Origin of the sequence: Yersinia proxima (assembly GCF_902170785.1) — a bacterium.
GTDB lineage: Bacteria > Pseudomonadota > Gammaproteobacteria > Enterobacterales > Enterobacteriaceae > Yersinia > Yersinia proxima.
Map to the genome: position 1 here is coordinate 651,270 of NZ_CABHYG010000004.1, position 23,486 is coordinate 674,755.

Here is a 23,486-nt window from a genome sequence, read left to right on the forward strand (position 1 = left end):
TTCTCCTGAGAACACCGCTCTTCCTGAACTGCGCGCTATCTTCTGAACTACGCGCTATCTTCTGGACTACGCAACAACCCGAGCCAATTTGACTGCACATTTCTTGAAGTCAGTTTCTTTGGATAACGGATCGGTAGCATCCAATGTCAGGTTATTCACCAACTGCGCAGCATCAAAGAACGGCATGTACACCAGCCCTTGTGGCGGACGGTTACGACCACGGGTTTCCACCAGCGAAATCACTTCGCCACGGCGTGAAATCACTTTCACTTTGTCACCGCGCCGTAAACCACGGGCTTTAGCATCCAATGGGTGAATGAAAAGTACCGCTTCAGGGAAAGCACGATGTAATTCAGGCACTCGGCGGGTCATGGAGCCGGTATGCCAATGCTCCAGTACACGGCCAGTGGAGAGCCACAGGTCATATTCCTGATCCGGACTTTCCGCCGCCGGTTCATAAGGCAATGCAAATATCACGGCCTTACCATCCGGTTTGCCATAGAAACGCACGTCCTCACCTTTTGGCACGAAGGGATCAAAACCTTCACGGTAACGCCACAGTGTTTCTTTACCATTCACCACCGGCCAGCGCAGGCCGCGTTCCTGATGGTAGCGATCGAACGGCGCTAAGTCGTGACCATGACCACGGCCAAAATCGGCATACTCTTCAAACAGCCCTTTTTGAATGTAGAAACCGAAATCACGCGCTTCATCATTCAATTGGTCAGCAGGAATTTCGCTCAGTGGGTATTTATTCACCACATTGTTGGCAAACAGCACGTCATACAGCGTCTTACCGCGATATTCCGGTTTCTTGTTAATCAGCTCATCAGGCCACACTTCTTCAACTTTGAAACGCTTGGCAAACTCAACGATCTGCCATAAGTCAGATTTCGCTTCACCCGGAGCAGGCACTTGTTGACGCCAGAACTGGGTACGGCGCTCAGCATTGCCGTAAGCCCCCTCTTTCTCGACCCACATCGCGGTCGGTAAGATAAGGTCAGCGGCTAAGGCACTGATAGTGGGATAAGGGTCTGAAACTACAATAAAGTTACGCGGATCACGCCAACCTGGCATGCGCTCTTCATTGATATTTGGCCCGGCCTGCATGTTGTTGTTACACATCACCCAGTAGGCATTAAGCGTGCCATCTTTCAGCGCACGATCTTGCGCTACGGCATGTAAACCCACTTTTTCCGGAATCGTACCCGCTGGCAGTTGCCATTTGGTTTCGGCAATTTGGCGATGTTTTTCGTTCGTGACCACCATATCGGCAGGCAGGCGGTGAGAGAATGTCCCCACTTCACGGGCTGTACCACAAGCGGAAGGCTGGCCGGTCAGAGAGAAAGGCCCGGAACCCGGTTTAGAAATCTTGCCGGTTAACAGGTGCAGGTTGTAGCACATGTTATTGGCCCAAACACCACGAGTATGCTGGTTAAAACCCATCGTCCAGTAAGACACCAGTTTCACTTTCGGATCAGCATACAACTGCGCCAGTGACTCTAATTGATCTTCCGGCACACCGCTCATTTTGGCGGTTTTTTCCAGCGTATATTCAGCAACAAAGGCTTTAAAATCATCAAAACTCATCGGTTCTGATGCATCACTACCGGGGTTTTTGGCCGCTTTTTCCAGTGGATGTGTTGGCCGTAGACCATAGCCAATATCCGTTGCACCACGGCGGAAGTTCACATGGCGGTCCAGAAAGCCCTGATCAACGGCATTATTTTGAATAATGTAGTTGGCGATGTAATTCATAATCACCAGATCGGTCTGTGGGGTAAAGACGATCGGGTTATCCGCCAGTTCAAAGCTGCGATGTTCAAAAGTAGACAGCACTGCAATTCTGACATGCTCATTCGTCAGGCGACGGCTGGTCATGCGTGACCACAAGATAGGGTGCATTTCCGCCATATTGGATCCCCAGAGCACAAAGGCATCTGCTTCTTCAATATCGTCATAACAGCCCATTGGCTCATCCATACCGAAGGTACGCATAAAGCCCACCACGGAAGAAGCCATGCAATGACGCGCATTGGGATCCAGATTGTTGGAGCGGAAACCGGCTTTCAGCAGTTTAGACGCCGCGTAACCCTCCCACACCGTCCACTGGCCGGAACCAAACATGCCTACAGCAGTCGGGCCTTTTTCTTTTAATGCATTTTTGAATTTCAGTTCCATGATATCAAAGGCTTTCTCCCAACTGATCGGAGTGAAATCACCTTCTTTATCATACTGACCGTCTTTCATCCGCAGCAGCGGCTGGGTCAGACGATCTTTGCCGTACATGATTTTAGGCAGGAAATAGCCTTTCACGCAGTTCAACCCACGATTGACCGGTGAATCCGGATCACCTTGAGATGCCACGATACGGCCATTTTGCGTGCCGACCAAAACACCGCAGCCAGTACCACAGAATCGGCAAGGCGCTTTATCCCATTTGATTGCGTTTGTTGTCTCACCCACGACTGCCTTGGCGACAGTGGGTATGGTCAATCCGGCTGCGGCTGCCGCAGCAACTGCGGCATTGGCCTTCATAAAATCCCGGCGACTGAGTTTCATGGCATTTCCTCACCTTGCTGATCCTGCTGGTGATAAACCAGCGATACAGCCAGCACACCATCCAGATTGCGTGCTGACTCAATATAATTCAGGAGCACGTCTGAGCGCGCTGCCTGCATAACCACCACCAATTTACCCAGAGCGGTATCACTGGTGGGTATTTCTGTGCCCGGAATCGCCAGCAGGCTGTCGATAAGTGGCGCTATTCGCGCAGGTTTGGCTTGTATCACCAATCCACAGACATGCCATTCTTTATCGTCCATCTTCACTCCGGGTAAGGGTTACTGCCTGGACGGGGCAACTGGGTACACAGGCACCACAGCCGGTACAAGCAGGAAGGTCTAGTTCGGGCTGAGCAATGCCGTTCAGACGCGGACGGAATTTTATCGCCCGCGTTTCACAACTATCCTGACAACTGCGACATTCAATATTGTGAAAAGGTAAACAGCGGTCTGATATGTTGATTTTCAATGACCACGGAGGCAGTTCCGTTGAGGTAAAAACCCCCACTTCACACGCCAGCACACAGGCCTGACAGAAACTGCACTCGGCACGCTGAAAATCTATTTCGGGGAATCCGCCACTGCCAGCAACCAATACGCCAGTTTCACAAGCGGCAACACAGTTTTGGCAACGGGTGCAACCAGCAATAAAATCACTTTCGCTAACCGACCAAGGTGGCCGAATAGCCGAGGGCTGCTGTTTACCTGTTTGCCAAAAACCAGTCAGCAATTTACGCCGTGATAAATCAGCCATACTGATATCCTTAACATCTACTGGCGCGCCCGCGTGTACTTATGGGAGAGTGTTCATTTAAAGCTCGGTGAGTCACACCAAAGCAATGATAATAATTCTTATTTGTATTATTAGAGAATTCCCCAGTGTCTAGGTATTAAATACAGAATTATGAGTAATAAAATAATTACTCTTTAGAGTTAATCGTTGGTAGATATTGAGCAAGATCAATTAATTTAGTGGTTATTTACGTGGTTTCTCACTGTTAAATCTATTTGCGTTATTACTTTTTTTATATAACGATTTGTTTAATGAGAATAGCTATCAAAAAGAAATGATAATTTGGTCATTATTCTTTAGATAAACTGCCGCTGTTAAATGAATTTGGCCGAAGTTTTGAGGTACACTTAACGCGTGGTTCAACTAACTATGATGGATAACATGGTCGGCCAAATTAATGCCGCCAAATAATCCACGTTCAACAGCCAGACATTTAATGCTATCGGTTACAGGGACATTACTTATCATGACTAAAAGTCACACCATTATGATCGTTGACGATCATCCCCTCATGCGCCGTGGGATCAAACAGTTACTTGAGCTGGATAGCAGCTTTGATGTGGTTGCCGAAGCCAATTGCGGCAGTGATGCCATTACCGAAGCGATCCGCTGTCAGCCGGATGTTATTTTGCTCGACCTGAATATGAAAGGCATGTCTGGACTGGATACATTACAAGCATTACGTAACGAAGGCATTGATGCTCGAATTATTGTTCTGACCGTGTCTGATGCACGTAGTGATGTGTACGCCATGATTGATGCCGGTGCGGATGGCTATCTGCTCAAAGACAGCGAACCTGAAGTATTGTTAGAAAATATCCGCCTGGCATCAAAAGGTGAAAAAGTATTCAGTGATGAGGTTGCTCAGTATTTATCTTCCCGACACGAACAAGTTAATCCATTTTCTGAATTAACCGAGCGTGAATTAGATGTTCTACAAGAAGTCGCGCGTGGAATGTCCAATAAACAAGTCGCGTTTGAGCTACACATTTCAGAAGAAACCGTGAAAGTGCATATCCGCAATTTATTACGTAAGCTAAATGTTCGCTCGCGTGTCGCAGCAACTATAATGTTTTTAGAAAATAAAAAATATTAACTATCGCCTTATTATTTATATGGTAGCTGGCATTATTTCATTCAATGGCAGCTAAAATAGAATCATGGTTTTCGTCTATCCATTTTTTATTCAGTGGCCCCCAGCTATCTAGCCTGTAATACCCCGCATTATTGCGTACCCCATCCTGTACAAACGTCAGGGTGACACCCAAACCGGGCAGCGCTTTTAAGACATCTTGTAATGTCCGTCGCGGCCAACCGGTCAATTCCATCAGACGCGGCACATTCAACGATTCTCCCCGACTTATCAACCAGCAAAGGTAGAGACGGCGTGCAAAAACTGGATTAAGTTCCATAACATCCTCCTGGGTTCGATTGCTACTCAATAGTCTACCTGATACCAGAAAAAACACCTGTTTATACCTGTCATACTTCAAGCTGCATGTGCGTTGGCTCCCTTCGTTCACCCCGGTCACTTACTCATGTAAGCTCCCGGGGACTCGCTCAGTTGCCGCCTTCCTACAACTCGAATTATTTAGGGTATATGACTATTTTCGCCATCAAGGTGAATTAACTCGATTTTTACGATGTTTTTTACAGCTTCTCCTTATTTTCTTCACGTTTTCTTAAGCATTCCCGCGTAAAGTGCAGCGTGGATTCTGCTGTAGTTAACTTTGAGAGGCTGGCACTGCATGGCTAATTTTTTCATCGACCGCCCGATATTTGCTTGGGTATTGGCGATAATTTTGTGTCTGACTGGCGCATTGGCAATCTCAACACTGCCGGTTGAGCAGTACCCAAATTTGGCACCGCCCAATGTGCGCATCAGTGCATCCTACCCCGGAGCCTCGGCACAAACACTGGAAAATACGGTCACGCAGGTCATAGAACAAAGTATGACCGGTCTGGATAATCTGCTGTATATGTCATCGCAAAGTAGTAACTCCGGCAGTGCATCAATAACCCTAACTTTCCAGGCGGGAACCAATCCTAACGAAGCGATGCAGCAGGTACAAAACCAGTTGCAGTCCGCCATCAAAAAACTACCACAAGATGTACAGCAGCAAGGCGTTTCAGTGTCTAAATCAGGGGATAATACCCTGATGATGGTGGCATTTGTTTCCACTGATGGCAGCATGGATAAACAAGATATTGCCGACTATGTTGCCAGCAATCTGCAAGATCCTCTAAGCCGCATTGAAGGGGTAGGCAGCATTGATGCTTTCGGCTCCCAATATGCGATGCGTATTTGGCTTGATCCTAATAAACTCAATAATTATCAGCTTACTACCCAGGACATTGTGACTGCAATTCAGTCACAAAACAGCCAGATAGCCGTTGGGCAATTGGGGGGAACACCTTCGGTCGATAATCAGGCACTCAATGCCACGATTAATGCCCAATCCCAGTTACAAACCCCAGAACAATTCAGGGAAATCACGCTGCGAGTCAATCAAGATGGCTCACTGGTGACACTGGGCGATGTAGCAAAAATTGAGATGGGTGCCGAAAAATATGATTACCTGAGCCGTTTTAATGGTCAGCCCGCCTCGGGGATGAGCATCAAACTGGCATCAGGCGCTAATGAACTGCAAACGGATGAATTAGTCAAAGCCCGTATCGCAGAACTGACCCCATTCTTCCCGCACGGCCTGGAAGCGAAAATTGCTTATGAAACCACCCCCTTTGTGAAAGCCTCCATCAAAGACGTGGTCAAAACACTGCTGGAAGCCATTTTACTGGTTTTCCTGGTGATGTATTTGTTCTTACAAAATTTCCGCGCCACGCTGATTCCAACGATTGCCGTCCCAGTGGTGCTATTAGGCACCTTCGCGATACTGTCAGCATTCGGATTCAGTATTAATACCTTAACCATGTTTGCCATCGTGCTAGCCATCGGTTTACTCGTCGATGATGCCATTGTCGTGGTGGAAAACGTGGAGCGCGTGATGAGTGAGGAAGGGCTTGATCCACGAGAAGCCACGCGCAAATCCATGAGCCAAATTCAGGGCGCGCTGGTGGGGATTGCTCTGGTGCTGTCGGCGGTATTTATTCCGATGGCTTTCTTCGGTGGCACCACTGGGGCTATTTACCGCCAGTTCTCCATTACTATCGTATCGGCGATGGTGCTTTCAGTGCTGGTGGCGCTGATTTTGACTCCGGCACTTTGCGCCACCATGCTCAAGCCAATCAAACCGGGGCATCATCATGCCAAACGCGGCTTCTTTGGCTGGTTTAACCGTATGTTTGATCGCAATGCTCACCGCTATGAGCGCGGTGTAGCGCGGGTTTTACATCACAGCGTGCGTTATATGCTGCTGTATTTATTGCTTTTGGGTGGGCTGGCGCTGCTGTTTATCAAGTTGCCGACCTCATTTCTGCCACTGGAAGACCGTGGCGTGTTTATGGCTCAGGTGCAACTTCCGGTCGGTTCAACTCAGCAGCAGACACTCAAAGTGGTTGAGAAAGTCGAGAATTACTTCCTGACGGCAGAGAAAAATAATGTGCTGTCGGTGTTCTCCACCGTGGGGTCAGGCCCCGGTGGTAATGGCCAAAACGTCGCGCGCCTGTTCATCAGACTGTCTGACTGGGAACAGCGCAAAGACAGTAATGATTCGTCATTTGCCATCATTGAACGCGCCACTAAAGTATTTAACAAAATCGCTGAGGCCAAAGTCTCCGTCAGCAGCCCTCCGGCCATTTCCGGTTTAGGCGGTTCGTCAGGTTTTGATATGGAATTACAAGATCACGGCGGTTTAGGCCACGACAAACTGATGGCAGCTCGCGACCAATTATTACAGATGGCATCTCAGGATCCTGCGCTAACACGCGTGCGTCATAACGGGCTGGATGATAGCCCGCAATTGCAGATAGATATTGATCAGCGCAAAGCACAAGCACTGGGTGTGTCCTTAGATGATATTAACAACACGCTAAAAACGGCGTGGGGCTCGACTTACGTTAACGACTTTGTTGATCGCGGACGGGTGAAGAAAGTCTATGTTCAATCTGAAGCCACGGCGCGTATGTTGCCGGAAGACGTTAACAAATGGTATGTGCGTAATAATAGCGGTGGCATGGTGCCTTTCTCCGCCTTTGCCACCACTCGCTGGGAGTATGGCTCGCCACGATTGGAGCGCTATAACGGCTATTCAGCTTTAGAAATCGTTGGTGAAGCGGCTCCGGGCGTCAGTACCGGTACGGCGATGGATGTAATGGAGGGGTTAGTTAAACAATTGCCTAATGGATTTGGCCTCGAATGGACGGGAATGTCCTATCAGGAACGGCTATCCGGTTCACAAGCCCCTGCCCTCTATGCCATTTCACTGTTGGTGGTGTTCTTGTGTCTGGCGGCGTTATATGAAAGCTGGTCAATACCCTTCTCGGTGATGTTGGTGGTGCCGCTCGGGGTGATTGGAGCGGTTGCGGCAACCTGGATGCGGGGCTTGGAAAATGACGTCTATTTCCAGGTCGGATTACTGACTATCATTGGGCTATCAGCCAAAAATGCCATTTTGATTGTCGAATTTGCCAGTGAATTGAACAATAAAGGCAAAGATTTGGTGGAAGCGACACTTGAAGCCTCACGTCTACGGCTGCGACCCATTCTAATGACATCACTGGCATTTATCTTTGGGGTACTGCCTATGGCAATCAGTCAAGGAGCAGGCTCTGGCAGTCAGCATGCAGTAGGTACTGGCGTGATGGGCGGGATGATTTCAGCTACCGTGCTGGCTATTTTCTTTGTTCCGCTGTTCTTTGTTTTGGTGCGCCGCCGCTTCCCTGGCAGGCCACCACGCGCAAAAAATAGTGATATTCAGTAAAACTGCGGCAATACGTAAAAAGGTGACATGCGTAATTAATGTCACCTTTTTATTTAAAGTAAACCAAAGAATAATAAGCCACTATATTAATTATATTTTAATCACTAATTAAAAATAAAATAAAGAAAAAAGACAGTTGAGATATATTTAATCCATATCTTGACCAATTTAAAATAATCATCCATATTTATTTTTCCCGTTATATTACGGGAATAAAAACACAGCATAACATTAACCTCAAGACAGTCAGGAGATATAACTATGGGTATTCTCGGCTTATTGCCAAACAAAGTGGATGAGGATGAATCTATCGAAAATAATGAACACCTTACTTGTTTAACAGAAAAGGAGTTGGCTGAACTGGAAAGTGAATAGCAGCATAATTAAGGAGGCTTAGGCCTCCTTAATTAATTATTAACAGGAGATATATTAATGGGACTACCTTATGAGCGTGAAATTACATTAGCCGAAGCAAAAAAACGAATCCTGGCTGAATTTCAGAATAACGCCATCACTCCTCACATAGAAAACCTTGGTCTACATATCATTACGACCAAATGTGATATTTATGATCAAAATAATAATTTACTCAGCCAAGGGGTGGGTAAAGGTATTGATGGTGCGGCACTAACCGGTGCTTTTTATGAAGCATTTGAACACTATATTTCAACTAATTACCAAAAATTTGGTGATATGACATTATGTAAAACCAATAAACTGCAACATACATTGAGTGGTACTGATTTCGTTAGAGATCTGCTAGAAACTCAACCCAATACAAAAATTGCTTGTCGCCATTACAGCAATATTACCGGCGATATGTCGATTTATTACCCAGTTGCTTTTTCAACGCCAGATTACGCAGACTCCCCCCTTGAAGGAGACAGTTTCGATTATCAGGTATTACGTCGCTATTCCAGTAACAGTGGTACAGCTATTGGTTCTTCTTTTCAGGAGGCAGCGCTACATGCCGCCAATGAAAGTATTGAACGTGAAGACTTATCACAATTTTTGATTAATTACTTTTATCAAGATAACAACCGCTCATTACGCCTGGTTAACCCTGATTCGCTACAAGAAGAGCTTCACTCCTTATGGTTAAATGCTGAAGCAGAAATAGCAGATCACATTACAGTACTCGAAATCAGCCAATCTACAGGTTGCCGAACATTCATCGCCTTCGGTAATAGGCTCTGTCAGGCGGTACATTTATTTGGTGCAGGAACTTCCCTCTCACCTTATTACGCCATATCACGGGCAATAACAGAACTGATCCAGTTTCATTCTATCGTCGCCCGATTTCCTTACCTCATTGAGACACAAAAACATTACTTACGGCGATTAGCACAGTGGCCAAAACTACGCCGCAGTTGTGAAGCCTATCTGCCCGGATTATTGACGGATAGAACATTGCATAGTGTCGATATTCCAGAAGATGGCCCCACTGCACCAGTCATTGAGCAATTATTACAAGTGGAACGGGAGTTAAACATGCGGGGTTACCAACTGTTGGTTAATATTCTCTATCAAAGTGCTTCCGGTTGCACTGTCGTTAATGTGTTGATCCCCGGCTTTGAGCGTTTTTTTCTTATTAATAGCGGCAACATTGTGGTGCCTTGGATGGGTTATCAATATCAAAACAGCTAGCGATAATGGGCTAAGAGTAAAGCGACAGATAACCAATAAAAAAGGCAGGAACGATGACGTTTCTGCCTTTCTGCGGACGATAACCCGCCCCTGGTTATATATCAATAAAACAATAAAAGATAACAACTCCGACTACTGGTTTATTCGCTTATGCCTTACGCAGCATCGCATCGATAAACTCTTTCCACGTACCTAACTCAAAATCAACCATAACTTCCTCTCTAATTATCGCGAACAATTATACGCCTGTTTTTTGAACAGTCAAAATTGCGATACACTTAAATTAGTGTGGAAATGAGATCTGCTTCAGAGATATGGTATTTGATCTTTTGACTATGTTTCTCTGGCGGTGAGCGCTTTACTTGCCTGTTGGGTGATTCCGGAGTAGCGTGCTCAGATATATAGGGGTAAATGCCGTTTTCGACACAACCCATTATTGGCAATAATGCAGAGTAAAACCATGAAACACTCTATTGATTCGCTGAAAGAGTTGGGCCGTTACGATGATGCAGTGGCAATGGCGCAAAAATTACTGCGCAGCGACCCAGACAACGCCATCCTGCTGTATAAGATTGCCTCTCTTTATGATGTGCAAGGGCTAGAGTTGCAAGCGATCCCCTTCTATCGTGCGGCTATCGAGCATGATTTGGCGGGAAAAGAGCTACAGGAAGCCTATCTTGGACTAGGTAGCACTTACCGGGCGCTGGGGCTATATCAGGAATCATTAAATACATTTGACGCGGCGTTGGTTCGTTTTCCACAAGCAAAAGAGATAACCTTGTTTCGTGCCATGACACTGTACAATTTGGGTGAAACCAAAGAAGCGGTCGCAGCATTATTGATATTGCTGGCTGAAACCTCAAACCATCAGGATATCAGCCTCTACCAAAAAGCCATTCGCCAATATGCCGCTGACCTTGACCGAATTGGCTAAATCCCTCGACTGACGTGCGTATTACGCGCTAAACACCCCATAGCCATCTGGATTCCAACCCCATTTTCCCGCATTATGGGCAAACCAGGCAGCCATATCCGTGGCTAGTCTTATATTTATCCTGCATATTCGCGCCATTCTAGTCGAGGTATTATTTTTCCATGTCAGATAACCCAGCAACTTCATTATTGCGCCTTTATGGCATTAAAAATTGTGACACCATAAAAAAGGCTCGCCGCTGGTTGGAAGAACAAAACATTGCCTATCAGTTTCACGATTATCGCGTGGATGGATTGAGTGACGAACGTCTGCAAGGCTTTATCGATAAACTGGGTTGGGAGCCGTTGCTGAACACTCGTGGGACAACCTGGCGTAAATTGCCCCCCGCTCAGCGCGATGCCATTACTGATGCACAATCAGCTAAAATGCTGATGTTAGAACAACCTGCCATTATCAAACGCCCACTGTTGGAAGCGGCCAATGGCGAGCTGCTGTTGGGCTTCAAGATTGAAATTTATCAACAATTTATTCAGCAACATCTTCAAAAAGTAACCCATAACCCAAACGCTATTGAGGTGCAATAACATGATCTGTCCGGTAATCGACCTGGCCCAACAATTGATTAAACGCCCGTCGCTCAGCCCTAATGATGCGGGTTGCCAGGAGATCATGATTCAGCGCTTAGAAGCTATCGGTTTTACTGTCGAACCGATGAATTTTGGCGACACTCTCAACTTCTGGGCCTGGCGTGGCGAAGGCGAGACACTGGCGTTTGCCGGTCATACCGATGTGGTTCCTACCGGCGATGAAAGCCACTGGAGCAGCCCGCCGTTTGAGCCAACCATTCGTGATGGCATGCTATATGGCCGTGGTGCTGCCGACATGAAAGGTTCGCTGGCGGCGATGGTGGTTGCAGCGGAGCGCTTTGTGGCCACACATCCTAATCATAAAGGTCGCCTGGCATTTATGATTACCTCCGATGAAGAAGCCAAAGCTATTAATGGCACCGTTAAAGTGGTTAATGCCCTGATGGCGCGTCATGAGCGGCTGGATTACTGCCTGGTGGGTGAACCATCCAGCACCGAGCGCGTCGGCGATGTGGTGAAAAATGGCCGCCGGGGTTCTATCACCGCTAACTTGCACATCCACGGTATCCAAGGGCATGTAGCTTATCCTCATCTGGCTGATAACCCCGTTCACCGTGCGATACCCGCGCTGAATGAACTGGTGGCGACACAATGGGACAAAGGCAATGAATTCTTCCCCGCCACCAGTATGCAAATCGCTAATTTGCATGCCGGCACTGGCAGCAATAACGTGATTCCCGGTGAGTTCTATGTGCAGTTCAATTTCCGCTTCAGCACTGAACTGACTGATAGCATGATTAAGCAGCGGGTTGAGGCATTGCTGGAACGTCATCAACTCAATTACACCCTGGAATGGGTTCTATCTGGTCAGCCATTCCTGACTGCGCGTGGCGCATTGGTTGATGCTGTGGTTAATGCCGTTGAACATTACGCTGAAATAACACCGCAACTGTTGACCACTGGTGGCACCTCTGATGGTCGGTTTATTGCTTTAATGGGCGCACAAGTGGTTGAACTGGGGCCTGTTAATGCCACAATCCATAAAGTGAATGAATGTGTTCACGCTGCGGATTTACAGCTGCTAAGCCGGATGTATCAGAGAATCATGGAGCAACTTATCGCATGACAGCTAATACATTGACCCCACAGATGATTACCGGCCGTTCAACGGAGCATTTAGTGGTGTTAACCGGTAACCACCGCATGCAGCCACAGGCTGTTGATGCCTTTTTCGCTATGCAGCAAGCAGCTAAAAAGGCAGGTTTTGACTTGCAACCAGCCAGCACTTTTCGCGATTTTGACCGCCAATTGGCTATCTGGAATGGCAAATTTCGCGGTGAGCGACCAGTATTAGATAAAGACAGCCAACCGATAGACATTTCCCAGCTTGATGCCGCCAGCCGTTGTGAAGCTATTTTGCGTTGGTCCGCCTTGCCGGGGGCCAGCCGTCACCATTGGGGCAGTGATTTGGATATTTACGATCCATCACTGTTACCCTTGAAGACAAAATTGCAACTGGAGCCGTGGGAATACCAACTGGGTGGGTATTTTTATCCGCTAACTGAATGGCTTGATGCGCATATGGCTGAGTTTGGTTTTTACCGGCCTTTTAGTGAAGACACTGGCGGCGTTGCCGCTGAACCTTGGCACCTGAGTTACCGCCCTCTGGCGACAACTGCGGAGCATTTACTGACACCCGCCATCTTGCTGGAAGCCTGGCAATCACAAGATGTGGCGGGAAGTGAGTGGCTTACCAGCCATTTACCCATGATTTTTTCACGATTTATAACGATACCTGATAGATTTCAAGATGTAGCTAACACATAGCAATTTGAAAGATGACAGGTAAAGGAATTTAACCATGCATTGGCTCGCAGATTACTGGTGGGTAGTTCTCATCATACTTGTCGGCATGATCTTAAACGGTATCAAAGAGTTACGCCGCCTTGATCATAAGAAATTTTTGAGCAATAAGCCGGAGATCCCGCCCCATCGCGACAATAATGCGCAGTGGGATGATGATGACGACTGGCCGGATAAAGACAAGAAAAAGTAATATGGGAGGGAGCGCGGCTCCCCCTGATTAATTGCCCGCAAGATCGTGGCGCAAATGAGCAATCGCTCGCACCAACATGGGTTGATTAATGCCATGTCCGGTATTGGCATCCAGATCTAATGTCACCGAGCATCCCAACGCCGTTAAGCTATTCGCTGCAGCTTTGGCCTGCTCTACCGAGATAACGCCATCCTGTTCCCCATGAATCAGATGAATGCTGACGTCAGCAATGGGTTGCTGTGGCAACGTAGCGAAACGCCCACTGAATCCGACGACCTGCCCAGCCAACTGCGGCTGCGCTTTCACCCCTTCCAATGACATAATAGTGCCCTGTGAGAATCCCACTAATGTCGTCTGCGCTGCGCTAAGCCCACTTTGTTGCTGCCAGTGACGCACCGTGGCAATAAATTCGGGCATCACTTCATCAATACGCCCTTGCCGCCCCTGCTCGGTGATCCCCTGAACGGAAAACCACTGCCGCCCATTACCCATGCTGCTGGCAAATGGCCCATCAATACTAACCACCAATGCCTGTAGAAATGCTTGAGCAAAATGGCTACCGACCGGTGCCATCCCCGCAGCACTGTCGCCAACACCATGAAATAACAAAATTAATTGCTCAGGTTGAGCCGGTTGCTGCACCACAATGTGTTTCTGATTCATCGCGAGACCTTTAGTATCCAAATAATAATAGGATTAACTATAGGCTGCTGGTTTAAAAAGGATATTGGGTTTTATTGAGGGAGTTATTGGAAATTATTGATGTTAACTAAAAAATTGCCCACCGGTTTTAGCTCCGCCATCGCTTCGGCAGCCTCTTGACGCCACTTGCTCACCAATGCTTTGCGCCCTGAAAGGCCCAGATTTTTAACAATTTCCGCTGTCGTGCGCCCCTGCTGTAAATATTGTCGTAATGCGGGAAGAGAGGCTTTTATTTGCAACGCTTTATCTTGCAACAACAGCCGCTGCAATGCAGGTAAACTCGCCTCTAATGAGCGCAAAGCAAACGCAAACCCGGCAAGTTCACGCCAGTCATCATCATTTAAGGTGATATCAGGTTGCTCAGGCGGGAGTAACGATACGGGCGTCTCAAGACCAATCCATTGCTGCAACCAATACCAATCCCGCACTAATTGCTGGCGTGCCGCCTCACAGAGCATTTTCCCGGCGCGACTCAGAGGTAACACAGCCATTGCCGCGTAACAACCGCTGCTGGCTTCTTTATGACTCCCAATACGCACCAGATGAAAGCCGCAAGCATGCCAAAAACACGCTAATTCTGCCGTATAGCCAAAACTGACCGAAAGAAAGTCCAGCCCTTCGCGCTGCGCCCGAGCTTGTTCGGCGGCAATCATCTGCCGGGCAATCCCTTGCTGTCGCCATAATGGTGCTACCGCGACTCGACTAATTCGTCTGGATAATAAGATTGGCGCTTGCCATTGCCCGCTGTGGGCCGCCAGTGATTGCGCCACCAAACTGCCTTTTGGCCGCCGTTGACCGGCCCAAACCGCATGAGCTAATGCGCTGTCCAACCCGCCTTCATCCACCAGCCACAAAGCACCAACCACTGAATCGGCCACCTTTGCGGCTGAAAAATGCATACCGGTCGCATCCATCAAACGCCGCAAATCAAGTGGTGTGGTGCGGTAATGAGCACTAGAAAGCAAACCATAAAAGTGCCGCAATAACTCAGAGTTGCTCAGCCAATCAGATTGTTCACAGACAGTAATATCGATGGGTGCCGTGGCTGATTCTGTCGGCGACAATTTATCATTTATCCGGTCATCATCGAACAGCATAATATCGTCGATAATCTGCTCCAGCGGATCATGGCTGGCCCAGCGAATAGGGTCTGTTAGTGTTAAATGATGCCAGTCACTTAAGGTCGCGCAAAACTTCAATAAGAAGCCACGTCCCGTGCCTTCATAGCCCTGTACCGTCGTGGTTAATAAGGCCCGAGGAAAATGAGCCAAAAGCGCCGATAGCAACGCCGTTGGGATAGCTGCTGCCTCATCAATCAATAACCAGTCAACATCACTGACATCATGTTGCTGGCAATACTCCAGCAGTGCATCTGGCGCCCAAAAACGCGCACGACCCCCTGCTCGCTGGCTTAATACTAGAGTAGCGGCCTTGCCCGGCCCAGTGACCCAACAACGGCCCGCAGACTGCGCCACCAGCATACCGGCAAGTGTCGACTTACCTCGTCCGCGTGCTGCTGTTAGCACCCAAACACCCTGCCTGGCCTGCATCAAACGTTGAAGAATCGCCTGCTGTTCTGTGGTAGGGGTGCCGTCCGGCGGCTGCCAGTTTGGGTGAGCATCAAACTGCGGTACAGGCGGCAACTGACCCTGCTGCCACAAAAACACATCGGGAGAGGCCAGAAGTTGGCGCTGCACATGGCGAATAAAATTCGGCGTCGTGATAGGGGCACTCTGTTCACTCCAGCGCAGGCTGTCGCTATCTGGTAACAGTGCCCAGTCATCCCACGCGGGGACTAACAACAGTAGCCAACTTCCGGCCCGTAATACCCCTGCTAACACTGCCAGCGCTTCAGTATTCAGGCCATCGGTGGCATCGAATACACCGTGTAACCCCTCCTGCCCCAATAAGGTTTTGGCCGCCGTCGGCCGAACACCATTGGCACCTGAGGGAAAATGATCCCCGACCCACAGCCAATCGCCAGGTAGTTGTTCACTCAGATTTATCGCCTGCTGCCGCGCCCAATCAGCATCGCCACTGAGCACCAGCAAGCGCCGATGCCCCTGCTGTGCCATCAATGCCTGACTGGCGATAATTCCGCTGATCACGCTAGGATTTACCAATAACCAGTGAGAGCAAACCCGCAGCAATCAATGGCCCAACCGGCACGCCACGGAACAAGGCAACACCCAACACGGTTCCAACTAATAGTCCAGCAACCACCGACGGTTGATGTGTCATCAGTGATACGCCCCGCCCACCGAGCCAGGAAACCGCGACCCCAACCACGATAGCTAAAATCGATTTCCACTGGACAAAGGAGTGCAACACTTCGCTGGCACTGATTTTTCCACTGGCAATCGGTGTCATTACGCCAATAGTCAAAATCAATATACCGATAGTTAAACCGTATTTTTCTATCCAGGGGAAAAACTGATTCAGTGGGGTGATACGCACCGCGATTAATGTCAGAATTGCGAGTGTCACAGTCATGTTGTGGCTAATAATACCGAGTCCAGCCAGGACTAATAGGATTAATAAAGTGGGATCAAGAGCGGCCATTATTATTGTGCCTTATCATAAGAGTTATTCTACCTTGCAATAAAATGCCGGCGGCGAATGCACCGGCAAACAGTACGCTTATGATAGTCTCTGCTTACTTGAGGTTCTAGCGCTATTAGCGGGTGGCAAAAGTATTGCAGCTATTCGGGTCGCCACTGTCGAATCCACGTTTAAACCATGTATAACGTTGCGCCGAAGTGCCATGAGTGAAACTATCTGGTACTACGCGCCCCTGGCGCTGCTGCTGCAATCTGTCATCACCAATGGCCTGTGCAGCATTCAGTGCTTCCTGTAAATCGCCGACCTCTAATACATTTTGCTGCTCCATGGCTTTGCCCCAGACACCGGCAAAACAGTCCGCCTGCAATTCCATTTTGACCGATAAGCGATTAGCTTCCGCCTCAGATGCGCCTTGCTGCTGTTGCCGTACTTTAGTATCGATACCCATCAAATGCTGTACATGGTGCCCAACTTCATGAGCGATCACATAGGCTTGAGCAAAGTCGCCGTCAGCACCCAGTTTATTTTTCATATCTTCATAGAAAGACAAATCGATATAAACCGTGCTGTCCGCCGGGCAATAAAACGGCCCCATTACCGACTGGCCAGTGCCACAACCGGTGCGCGTTGCGCCCCGATACATCACTAATTTAGGCTCTTGGTAGCTGCGACCCATTTTTTGAAAAATAGGTTTCCAGGTGTCTTCAGTATCGGCCAGAACCACCGAGGTAAACTTGGCATATTGGTAATCTTTGGCGCTGACAGAACCTTGTGGGCGTGGTTGAGTCTGGGTTTGAGACATAGGATCACTGCCGTTTAACAGCGGCGTCAGATCAACCCCGTAGTAACCTGCGACCAGCACCACAATCAAGATGACCAGGCCCCCTTTGCCACCAATAGGAGGCCGGAATCCGCCACCACCGCCAGATGAATCCCCCCGCCGGTCTTCTACATTGTCACTTTCGCGACGACCTTGCCAACGCATAGCTTTGCTCCCAGATATATTCCTTACGTATTATCGTAGGAAATCTGCCAAGCAAATACCATCAAAAGCAAAAATGATTAATGTCATGGGGGAAAATAAAAAGATATGAGGGGGAGACATAGGCTATCTCCCCTTAAAACGGTTACGTCAGAGAAAACGTAATCGATTGCGTGGTTAGTCTAATTTTACGCCAATACGGTGTGCAACTTCTTCGTAGGCTTCAATCAAACCACCCAGGCTTTGACGGTAACGGTCTTTATCCATTTTGTTCAGGGTTTTCTTATCCCACAAACGGCTGCCATCAGGCGAGAACTCATCGCCCAACACCACTTCACCGTTGAACAGGCCGAATTCCAACTTGAAATCCACCAGGATTAAACCTGCATCATCAAACAGTTTACTCAACACGTCATTGGCCAAATAGCTCAGTTCTTTCATTCGCGCTAATTGTGCTTCTGTCGCCCAGCCAAATGTTTTGCAGTAAGACTCATTGACCATCGGATCATGCATAGCATCATTTTTCAAGAACAAGTCAAACAGCGGAGGATTCAGCTCCAGACCTTCCTCAATCCCCAAACGCTTAACCAAAGAACCCGCTGCGCGGTTACGAATAACACACTCAACCGGGATCATTTCCAGTTTTTTCACCAACACTTCGGTGTCTGATAGCAAGCGTTCCATTTGGGTGGGAATACCGGCCTCTTCCAATTTAGCCATGATGAAATGGTTAAATTTGTTGTTTACCATGCCCTTACGATCGAACTGCTCAATGCGCTGACCATCCAGTGCTGATGTATCGTTACGGAACTCCAATACCAATAGGTCAGGATTTTCGGTGGTATAGACGGTTTTCGCCTTGCCACGATACAACTCAGCTAGCTTTTGCATCTTAATTACTCCAGTAATGTGACAATCTTTGATATACCCTTGGCACTTGAAGCCACAGTGATATTTACTGCAACAACAAGCTCTTTGGGTAGAAATAAACAAAGGGGCCGAAGCCCCTTTGGTTTTATTGAGTACTTATAGCACTAGTCTGGCTAAGCGCAGCCTGGAACACCGCGACCAGCGCATCATTCTGCGACTGAGTCAGCGTTTGCCCTTTAGGCCCGATGAACTGTAAGCTGCTGCGGTTATCAAGGTCACCGACTTGCAACTTATAATCACCGGTTGGTAATTCTGGGTCTTTGGCACCCAAGGCATCCCAACTACTGCTGCTCATCGATTTAACTGTGACATTAATCGTACCCAGTGGACGGCTGCGATCCGTAACTTTCATGCCCACTTTTTCAAGTGCATTTGGCAGACGTTCCCACAACACCGCATACGGCGCACGTACAATCAATTGTGGTAAACCGGTATCATCGCTGCCACTCTGGACATCAAGAGCACCAGCTGTACGTGCCGCCTGATTGTTTTCGCTATCAGAACGCACCTTATCCAGACCTTCAATAATGGCATTCAGCATGGCGCCATTGTAGCGCTGGATTTCGGTATAGCTGGTAACCGGCTTGCCACCTTGTTGTAACTCAAGGGATTTCACCACCAGAGCCAACTGATAACCTTGCTCCTGCACACTTATCTGATAACGCCCTTCAAACTGGACGTCTTCATCTGCACGATTCCATTTAACCCAGTCAGTTGTCAGGGTTTGGCTGGCATCCTGGCGGCTGGCGATTGCCCAGTTTTTATCCTGTAGCACGCGGGTGACTTGCGCCCACAGATTACGATTTTGCGGGCTATTTTCTAACAATAGCTTGCTGGTATCGTTAGCATTTTCAGCGCGAGAACCGCTTAACAATGCCAGTGGCTGAACTGGAGGACGGATGTCCAACTGTTTGCCCACAGCGCCTTGAGTGTTGACGGAGCGGACATCATACTCACCATTTTGCACTGGCAGAATCATCCCTGCTGGCGAATTCAGTGGCTTCAAGCCCGGAGCTTCAAGATAAGACTCGTCACCGCCAACCTGGCGTTTGTAGCGTTGGTCAGTGGTACAGCCTGCCAGCAACATCGCCAGCGAAACCCCCACAACCGTTACCACTGTCGACTTTTGCAATGTTATTGCCATCAAATTTCCCTAAGAGTTACAGCAAACCTGCGCTTTTCAGCGCGTCTTCCACAATCCGTTTAGCTGGATCAGTCAACGGGGTCATTGGCAGACGCATAGTGTCATTCGCCATTAATCCCAGTTTCTTCGCGGCCCATTTCACCGGAATTGGGTTTGCTTCTACAAATAAATGCTGATGCAATGGCATCAAGCGCTGATTCAAACGGCGAGCTTCGGCAAAGTTACCCTGTGCAGCCAATGCACAAAGTTCAGCCATTTCGCGTGCAGCAATGTTTGCTGTCACCGAAATAACCCCTTTACCGCCCAGTTGCATAAAGTCCAGACCGCTCGCATCGTCACCACTGAGCAGGATGAAATCTTCATCATCAACCAGCACTTGGATCTGACTTACACGACTTAAGTTCCCTGTTGCTTCTTTAACAGCAACAATATTTTTAATTTTGGCTAAGCGGGCAATGGTCGGCGGCAACATATCGCAACCGGTACGCGAAGGCACATTATAGAGAATTTGTGGCAAATCGGTACTTTCAGCGATCGCTTTAAAGTGCTGATACAAACCTTCCTGCATCGGACGGTTATAATATGGCGTCACCGTCAGGCAACCCACCACACCGGTATCTTTAAATCTATCCGTGAGTGAAATGGCTTCGGCGGTGGCATTAGCACCGGTTCCGGCAATCACAGGAATACGGCCATCGGCCAGTTCGAGCGTCTGCAAGACAACATCAACATGTTCGTCATGGTTCAACGTGGCAGATTCACCCGTTGTGCCCACAGAGACAATCGCCGCAGTTCCACTGGCTACATGATAATCGATAAGTTTCTTAAGACTCGCACGATCGACATTACCTTTGTCGTCCATCGGCGTTATCAGCGCAACTATGCTTCCTGTAAACATCGTACTTCCCGTTAACATTGCCCACCCCCACCTTAAACAAGTTCCTCATGGTACTTTTGACCTCTATCCAAAAGCAAGCAAACAACTGTGTTGTAAGCGCTTGGCAGCAGGTTTTTTTTATGTTTACCATGGTAACCCCAAAGAGCATGACAGGAAGAGCGATTTTGCCGCAGCTTGATGAACATTATCTGGTCATTACCGCACTCGGTGCTGACCGCCCTGGAATCGTGAATACCATCACCCGCCATGTCAGTAGCTGCGGTTGTAATATTGAAGATAGCCGGCTGGCCATGTTTGGTGAGGAGTTCACATTTATTATGCTGCTTTCCGGCAGTTGGAACGCGATAACCCTACTGGAATCGACCTTGCCGCAAAAAGGCGCAGAGCTTGATTTACTGATTGTGATGAAACGCACCAATGCACAAAATCAGAAAGCCATGCCTGCCACCGTCTGGGTGAAAGTCGAGGTGAATGACTCCCCCCATATTATTGAACGGTTTACCAATCTGTTCCATTGCCACAATATGAATATCGCTGAGTTGGTTTCCAAGACTCAACCGGCTGAAGGTGACATTCCTCCTCGCTTGCATATTCAGATAAGTGCACACAGTCCTGCCAGCCAAAACAGTTCAATAATCGAACATGCTTTTTATCAGCTATGTACAGAACTCAACGCACAAGGCAGTATTAGCGTTGTGAACTATCCACAGCATGACTCACGAATGGAGAGTTAGTAATGAGCCCATTGAAAGCCGGTGATATTGCGCCGAAGTTTAGTTTGCCCGACCAAGATGGCGAGCAAATTAGTTTGGCCGACTTCCAGGGACAACGTGTCTTGGTCTATTTCTATCCTAAAGCCATGACACCTGGCTGTACCGTTCAGGCCTGTGGTCTGCGCGATAATATGGATGAATTGAAAAAAGCAGGTGTTGAAGTGCTGGGTATTAGCACCGACAAACCTGAAAAGCTGTCACGTTTCGCCGAAAAAGAGTTACTGAATTTCACTTTACTGTCTGATGAGAATCATGAAGTTGCAGAGCAATTTGGTGTCTGGGGCGAGAAAAGTTTTATGGGAAAAACCTACGACGGTATCCATCGTATCAGCTTCTTGATTGGTGCGGATGGCAAGGTGGAGCATGTATTTGATAATTTCAAAACCACCAACCACCACGAAATCGTTATGAACTATTTGCACCAAAGTGCTTGAGTCATAACACATCAGCCCTGACCGATACATGGCAAAAAAGAGCGCTCAGACGCTCTTTTTTATTGGCAATAAATCGAATGATCCCCAAAGCCATTGCTGTTGCAGCAAGGCAGCCAGCGAACTCATCCCGATGAGCTGACTCCGCTCAGTGATTCGGGTGAGTGAGTGCAGCTAACACCGCTGCGGCATCAAGGGCACAGGGGATAGTTAATCGGCGTCTGGGATAAACTCCTCCGGCCACGCATGGATAACGGCTTTCACCAATGTTGCCAGTGGAATGGCAAAGAACACGCCCCAAAAACCCCACATCCCACCAAAAATGATCACGGACAGGATAATCACCAGCGGGTGTAGATTCACCGCTTCAGAGAACAGCACGGGAACCAGCAAGTTGCCATCCAACCCCTGTACGACCAAATAGGCGACAAAAAGTGTCCAAAAATCCGCGCCAATCCCCCATTGGAATAGAGCCACCAGCACCACCGGAATGGTAACAATCACCGCGCCAATATAGGGAATCAAAACAGAAAAACCGACCAATACCGCCAGTAACAGGGCGTAATTCATCCCCATCACGAAAAACACCAGATAAGTGGCGATGCCGACCACCACCATTTCCAACACTTTTCCACGAAGATAGTTGGTAATCTGTTGGTTCATTTCCAACCAAACCTGACCAGCTAAACCACGATTGCGCGGCAGAATACGGCGCACCGCATTTAGCATCTGCTCTTTATCTTTCAGCAAGAAGAACAACATCAGTGGCACCAGAATCAAATAGATAGCCAATGTCAGTAAGCCAATTAAGGAGGCCAGCGAGATTTTCACCACTGATTCCCCCATACCGGAGAGCTTACTGCGCAGGTTTTCTGCCATCATATCGACAATGCCAGCGTCCACTAATGCGGGGTAGCGAGCAGGTAATGTCTGAGCGAATGCATTGAATTTATTCAGCATTTTCGGCATATCTGAAATCAGATGATTACCTTGCTGCCAGACTGTCGGGGCAACAACAAACACCGCCAGCAGTGTAATGCCACCAAAAACAACTAACACAATACTGGCCGCCCAAGGGCGCGAACAGCCAATTCGTTGTAATCGGGCCGTTGGCCACTCTAACAGGTACGCCAGAACAATAGCCGCCAATAACGGGGCCAAAATACCGCTGAAGAAGTAGAGAATACAGAATCCTGCCAACAGAATAACCAGTAAAGCGATAACCTGTGGGTCGGTAAAACGACGGCGATACCATTGTAACAACAGCTCTAGCATCCGAAATTGCTCCTTAAGTACTATGAGGAACCCGCACGTCAGCGAATTCCTTTAACAGCCCCATGATGCAGAGGCATAATCCGAAGATCCGTTGATGCTTCAGCCATTTTTTTATCGCCGTTGCCTTAATCACCATTACTTTATATAACTATTTCTTTATATCTATAGGCTGACTAAGATAGTTGCGAGTCTCAGTAATGGATGATGAGCTTAACCTTTGACCTATTTAATACTTTTTTTGTGATCAAACTCGCTTTCGTGATGATTGTACTGGAGAGCAGGGCAAGGAAGAAGAACTCTTACACATCTCGGAGTCTAATTGTCATTA

At 48.1% G+C, this 23,486-nt stretch carries 22 protein-coding genes; 10 read left to right on the forward strand and 12 right to left on the reverse strand.

All coding sequences use genetic code 11. From position 1 onward, the window contains the following. Window positions 1-66: 66 nt before the first annotated feature. The 3 genes from napA to napF are packed head-to-tail and all read right to left on the reverse strand — an operon-like array spanning window position 67 to window position 3,318. A complete protein-coding gene (napA, locus tag FTB31_RS05025) occupies window positions 67-2,562 on the reverse strand; it encodes a nitrate reductase catalytic subunit NapA (RefSeq protein ID WP_019083673.1) in 2,496 nt (831 codons plus the stop codon). Continuing rightward, the gene (gene napD / locus FTB31_RS05030; protein ID WP_019081761.1) at window positions 2,559-2,825 is read right to left on the reverse strand and encodes a chaperone NapD; all 267 of its coding nucleotides are present in this window, start codon (window positions 2,823-2,825) and stop codon (window positions 2,559-2,561) included. Before napD ends, napA begins: the two co-directional genes overlap by 4 nt. Beyond that, entirely contained in the window at window positions 2,815-3,318 is a 504-nt protein-coding gene (gene napF / locus FTB31_RS05035) for a ferredoxin-type protein NapF (RefSeq protein ID WP_077294465.1), read from the reverse strand. The genes napD and napF overlap by 11 nt, the downstream gene beginning before the upstream one ends. Before the next feature lie 505 nt (window positions 3,319-3,823). On the opposite strand from napF, the gene FTB31_RS05040 reads away from it, so the two are divergent. After that, entirely contained in the window at window positions 3,824-4,453 is a 630-nt protein-coding gene (locus tag FTB31_RS05040) for a response regulator (protein ID WP_050076289.1), read from the forward strand. A 37-nt stretch (window positions 4,454-4,490) separates the two neighbouring features. On the opposite strand, the gene FTB31_RS05045 is transcribed toward FTB31_RS05040, so the two are convergent. Further along, entirely contained in the window at window positions 4,491-4,769 is a 279-nt protein-coding gene (locus FTB31_RS05045; protein ID WP_050076290.1) for a winged helix-turn-helix domain-containing protein, read from the reverse strand. Window positions 4,770-5,105: 336 nt separating this feature from the next. On the opposite strand from FTB31_RS05045, the gene acrD reads away from it, so the two are divergent. The 7 genes from acrD (at window position 5,106) to FTB31_RS05080 (ending at window position 13,461) form a co-directional block, all read left to right on the forward strand. Beyond that, window positions 5,106-8,237, forward strand: a complete 3,132-nt coding sequence (gene acrD / locus FTB31_RS05050; protein ID WP_050076291.1) for a multidrug efflux RND transporter permease AcrD — start codon at window positions 5,106-5,108, stop codon at window positions 8,235-8,237. A 432-nt stretch (window positions 8,238-8,669) separates the two neighbouring features. After that, window positions 8,670-9,884: a YcaO-like family protein gene (locus tag FTB31_RS05055; RefSeq protein ID WP_050076293.1), complete on the forward strand. Its 1,215-nt coding sequence runs from the start codon at window positions 8,670-8,672 to the stop codon at window positions 9,882-9,884. Between the two features lie 460 nt (window positions 9,885-10,344). Further along, entirely contained in the window at window positions 10,345-10,818 is a 474-nt protein-coding gene (locus FTB31_RS05060; RefSeq protein ID WP_050076294.1) for a tetratricopeptide repeat protein, read from the forward strand. A gap of 161 nt (window positions 10,819-10,979) precedes the next feature. Next, window positions 10,980-11,402, forward strand: a complete 423-nt coding sequence (locus tag FTB31_RS05065; protein WP_050076296.1) for an ArsC family reductase — start codon at window positions 10,980-10,982, stop codon at window positions 11,400-11,402. A gap of 1 nt (window position 11,403) precedes the next feature. Further along, window positions 11,404-12,531: a succinyl-diaminopimelate desuccinylase gene (gene dapE / locus FTB31_RS05070; protein WP_050076298.1), complete on the forward strand. Its 1,128-nt coding sequence runs from the start codon at window positions 11,404-11,406 to the stop codon at window positions 12,529-12,531. Continuing rightward, window positions 12,528-13,232, forward strand: a complete 705-nt coding sequence (locus tag FTB31_RS05075) for a M15 family metallopeptidase (protein ID WP_227726978.1) — start codon at window positions 12,528-12,530, stop codon at window positions 13,230-13,232. Before dapE ends, FTB31_RS05075 begins: the two co-directional genes overlap by 4 nt. Before the next feature lie 34 nt (window positions 13,233-13,266). Further along, window positions 13,267-13,461 carry a YpfN family protein gene (locus FTB31_RS05080; RefSeq protein WP_005172354.1) on the forward strand — a complete coding sequence of 65 codons (195 nt, stop codon included), beginning with the start codon at window positions 13,267-13,269 and terminating at the stop codon, window positions 13,459-13,461. A 27-nt stretch (window positions 13,462-13,488) separates the two neighbouring features. On the opposite strand, the gene ypfH is transcribed toward FTB31_RS05080, so the two are convergent. The 7 genes from ypfH to dapA form a co-directional block, all read right to left on the reverse strand. Beyond that, a complete protein-coding gene (gene ypfH, locus FTB31_RS05085; RefSeq protein ID WP_227731171.1) occupies window positions 13,489-14,124 on the reverse strand; it encodes an esterase in 636 nt (211 codons plus the stop codon). Window positions 14,125-14,207: 83 nt separating this feature from the next. Next, window positions 14,208-16,271 (reverse strand): tRNA(Met) cytidine acetyltransferase TmcA, encoded by a 2,064-nt coding sequence (locus FTB31_RS05090; RefSeq protein WP_227731172.1) that lies wholly within the window; start codon window positions 16,269-16,271, stop codon window positions 14,208-14,210. 1 nt (window position 16,272) lies between these two features. Next, a complete protein-coding gene (locus FTB31_RS05095) occupies window positions 16,273-16,725 on the reverse strand; it encodes a DUF441 domain-containing protein (RefSeq protein ID WP_005172363.1) in 453 nt (150 codons plus the stop codon). Between the two features lie 115 nt (window positions 16,726-16,840). After that, window positions 16,841-17,710 carry a KPN_02809 family neutral zinc metallopeptidase gene (gene ypfJ, locus FTB31_RS05100; protein ID WP_227731173.1) on the reverse strand — a complete coding sequence of 290 codons (870 nt, stop codon included), beginning with the start codon at window positions 17,708-17,710 and terminating at the stop codon, window positions 16,841-16,843. A gap of 174 nt (window positions 17,711-17,884) precedes the next feature. Then, window positions 17,885-18,598, reverse strand: a complete 714-nt coding sequence (gene purC, locus FTB31_RS05105) for a phosphoribosylaminoimidazolesuccinocarboxamide synthase (RefSeq protein ID WP_019083680.1) — start codon at window positions 18,596-18,598, stop codon at window positions 17,885-17,887. Between the two features lie 124 nt (window positions 18,599-18,722). Then, window positions 18,723-19,781 (reverse strand): outer membrane protein assembly factor BamC, encoded by a 1,059-nt coding sequence (gene bamC / locus FTB31_RS05110; RefSeq protein WP_005172367.1) that lies wholly within the window; start codon window positions 19,779-19,781, stop codon window positions 18,723-18,725. A 16-nt stretch (window positions 19,782-19,797) separates the two neighbouring features. Then, window positions 19,798-20,679 carry a 4-hydroxy-tetrahydrodipicolinate synthase gene (gene dapA, locus FTB31_RS05115; RefSeq protein WP_050076306.1) on the reverse strand — a complete coding sequence of 294 codons (882 nt, stop codon included), beginning with the start codon at window positions 20,677-20,679 and terminating at the stop codon, window positions 19,798-19,800. A gap of 164 nt (window positions 20,680-20,843) precedes the next feature. On the opposite strand from dapA, the gene FTB31_RS05120 reads away from it, so the two are divergent. Both FTB31_RS05120 and bcp read left to right on the forward strand, forming a co-directional pair. After that, the gene (locus FTB31_RS05120; protein WP_005162088.1) at window positions 20,844-21,413 is read left to right on the forward strand and encodes a glycine cleavage system transcriptional repressor; all 570 of its coding nucleotides are present in this window, start codon (window positions 20,844-20,846) and stop codon (window positions 21,411-21,413) included. A 2-nt stretch (window positions 21,414-21,415) separates the two neighbouring features. After that, the gene (gene bcp, locus FTB31_RS05125) at window positions 21,416-21,886 is read left to right on the forward strand and encodes a thioredoxin-dependent thiol peroxidase (protein WP_227719488.1); all 471 of its coding nucleotides are present in this window, start codon (window positions 21,416-21,418) and stop codon (window positions 21,884-21,886) included. A gap of 207 nt (window positions 21,887-22,093) precedes the next feature. Here bcp and FTB31_RS05130 read toward each other — a convergent pair whose 3' ends face one another. Then, entirely contained in the window at window positions 22,094-23,158 is a 1,065-nt protein-coding gene (locus tag FTB31_RS05130; protein ID WP_050076309.1) for an AI-2E family transporter, read from the reverse strand. Window positions 23,159-23,486: the final 328 nt, after the last annotated feature.

Coding starts and splice junctions, on each gene's coding strand:
- FTB31_RS05130 (WP_050076309.1), bottom strand. CDS start 23,158: ATGCTAGAGCTGTTGTTACAATGGTATCGCCGTCGTTTTACCGACCCA.
- FTB31_RS05065 (WP_050076296.1), top strand. CDS start 10,980: ATGTCAGATAACCCAGCAACTTCATTATTGCGCCTTTATGGCATTAAA.
- FTB31_RS05060 (WP_050076294.1), top strand. CDS start 10,345: ATGAAACACTCTATTGATTCGCTGAAAGAGTTGGGCCGTTACGATGAT.
- ypfH (WP_227731171.1), bottom strand. CDS start 14,124: ATGAATCAGAAACACATTGTGGTGCAGCAACCGGCTCAACCTGAGCAA.
- FTB31_RS05075 (WP_227726978.1), top strand. CDS start 12,528: ATGACAGCTAATACATTGACCCCACAGATGATTACCGGCCGTTCAACG.
- napA (WP_019083673.1), bottom strand. CDS start 2,562: ATGAAACTCAGTCGCCGGGATTTTATGAAGGCCAATGCCGCAGTTGCT.
- FTB31_RS05055 (WP_050076293.1), top strand. CDS start 8,670: ATGGGACTACCTTATGAGCGTGAAATTACATTAGCCGAAGCAAAAAAA.
- FTB31_RS05095 (WP_005172363.1), bottom strand. CDS start 16,725: ATGGCCGCTCTTGATCCCACTTTATTAATCCTATTAGTCCTGGCTGGA.
- ypfJ (WP_227731173.1), bottom strand. CDS start 17,710: ATGCGTTGGCAAGGTCGTCGCGAAAGTGACAATGTAGAAGACCGGCGG.
- FTB31_RS05045 (WP_050076290.1), bottom strand. CDS start 4,769: ATGGAACTTAATCCAGTTTTTGCACGCCGTCTCTACCTTTGCTGGTTG.
- FTB31_RS05080 (WP_005172354.1), top strand. CDS start 13,267: ATGCATTGGCTCGCAGATTACTGGTGGGTAGTTCTCATCATACTTGTC.
- dapA (WP_050076306.1), bottom strand. CDS start 20,679: ATGTTTACAGGAAGCATAGTTGCGCTGATAACGCCGATGGACGACAAA.
- bamC (WP_005172367.1), bottom strand. CDS start 19,781: ATGGCAATAACATTGCAAAAGTCGACAGTGGTAACGGTTGTGGGGGTT.
- FTB31_RS05040 (WP_050076289.1), top strand. CDS start 3,824: ATGACTAAAAGTCACACCATTATGATCGTTGACGATCATCCCCTCATG.
- acrD (WP_050076291.1), top strand. CDS start 5,106: ATGGCTAATTTTTTCATCGACCGCCCGATATTTGCTTGGGTATTGGCG.
- dapE (WP_050076298.1), top strand. CDS start 11,404: ATGATCTGTCCGGTAATCGACCTGGCCCAACAATTGATTAAACGCCCG.
- napF (WP_077294465.1), bottom strand. CDS start 3,318: ATGGCTGATTTATCACGGCGTAAATTGCTGACTGGTTTTTGGCAAACA.
- purC (WP_019083680.1), bottom strand. CDS start 18,598: ATGCAAAAGCTAGCTGAGTTGTATCGTGGCAAGGCGAAAACCGTCTAT.
- bcp (WP_227719488.1), top strand. CDS start 21,416: ATGAGCCCATTGAAAGCCGGTGATATTGCGCCGAAGTTTAGTTTGCCC.
- napD (WP_019081761.1), bottom strand. CDS start 2,825: ATGGACGATAAAGAATGGCATGTCTGTGGATTGGTGATACAAGCCAAA.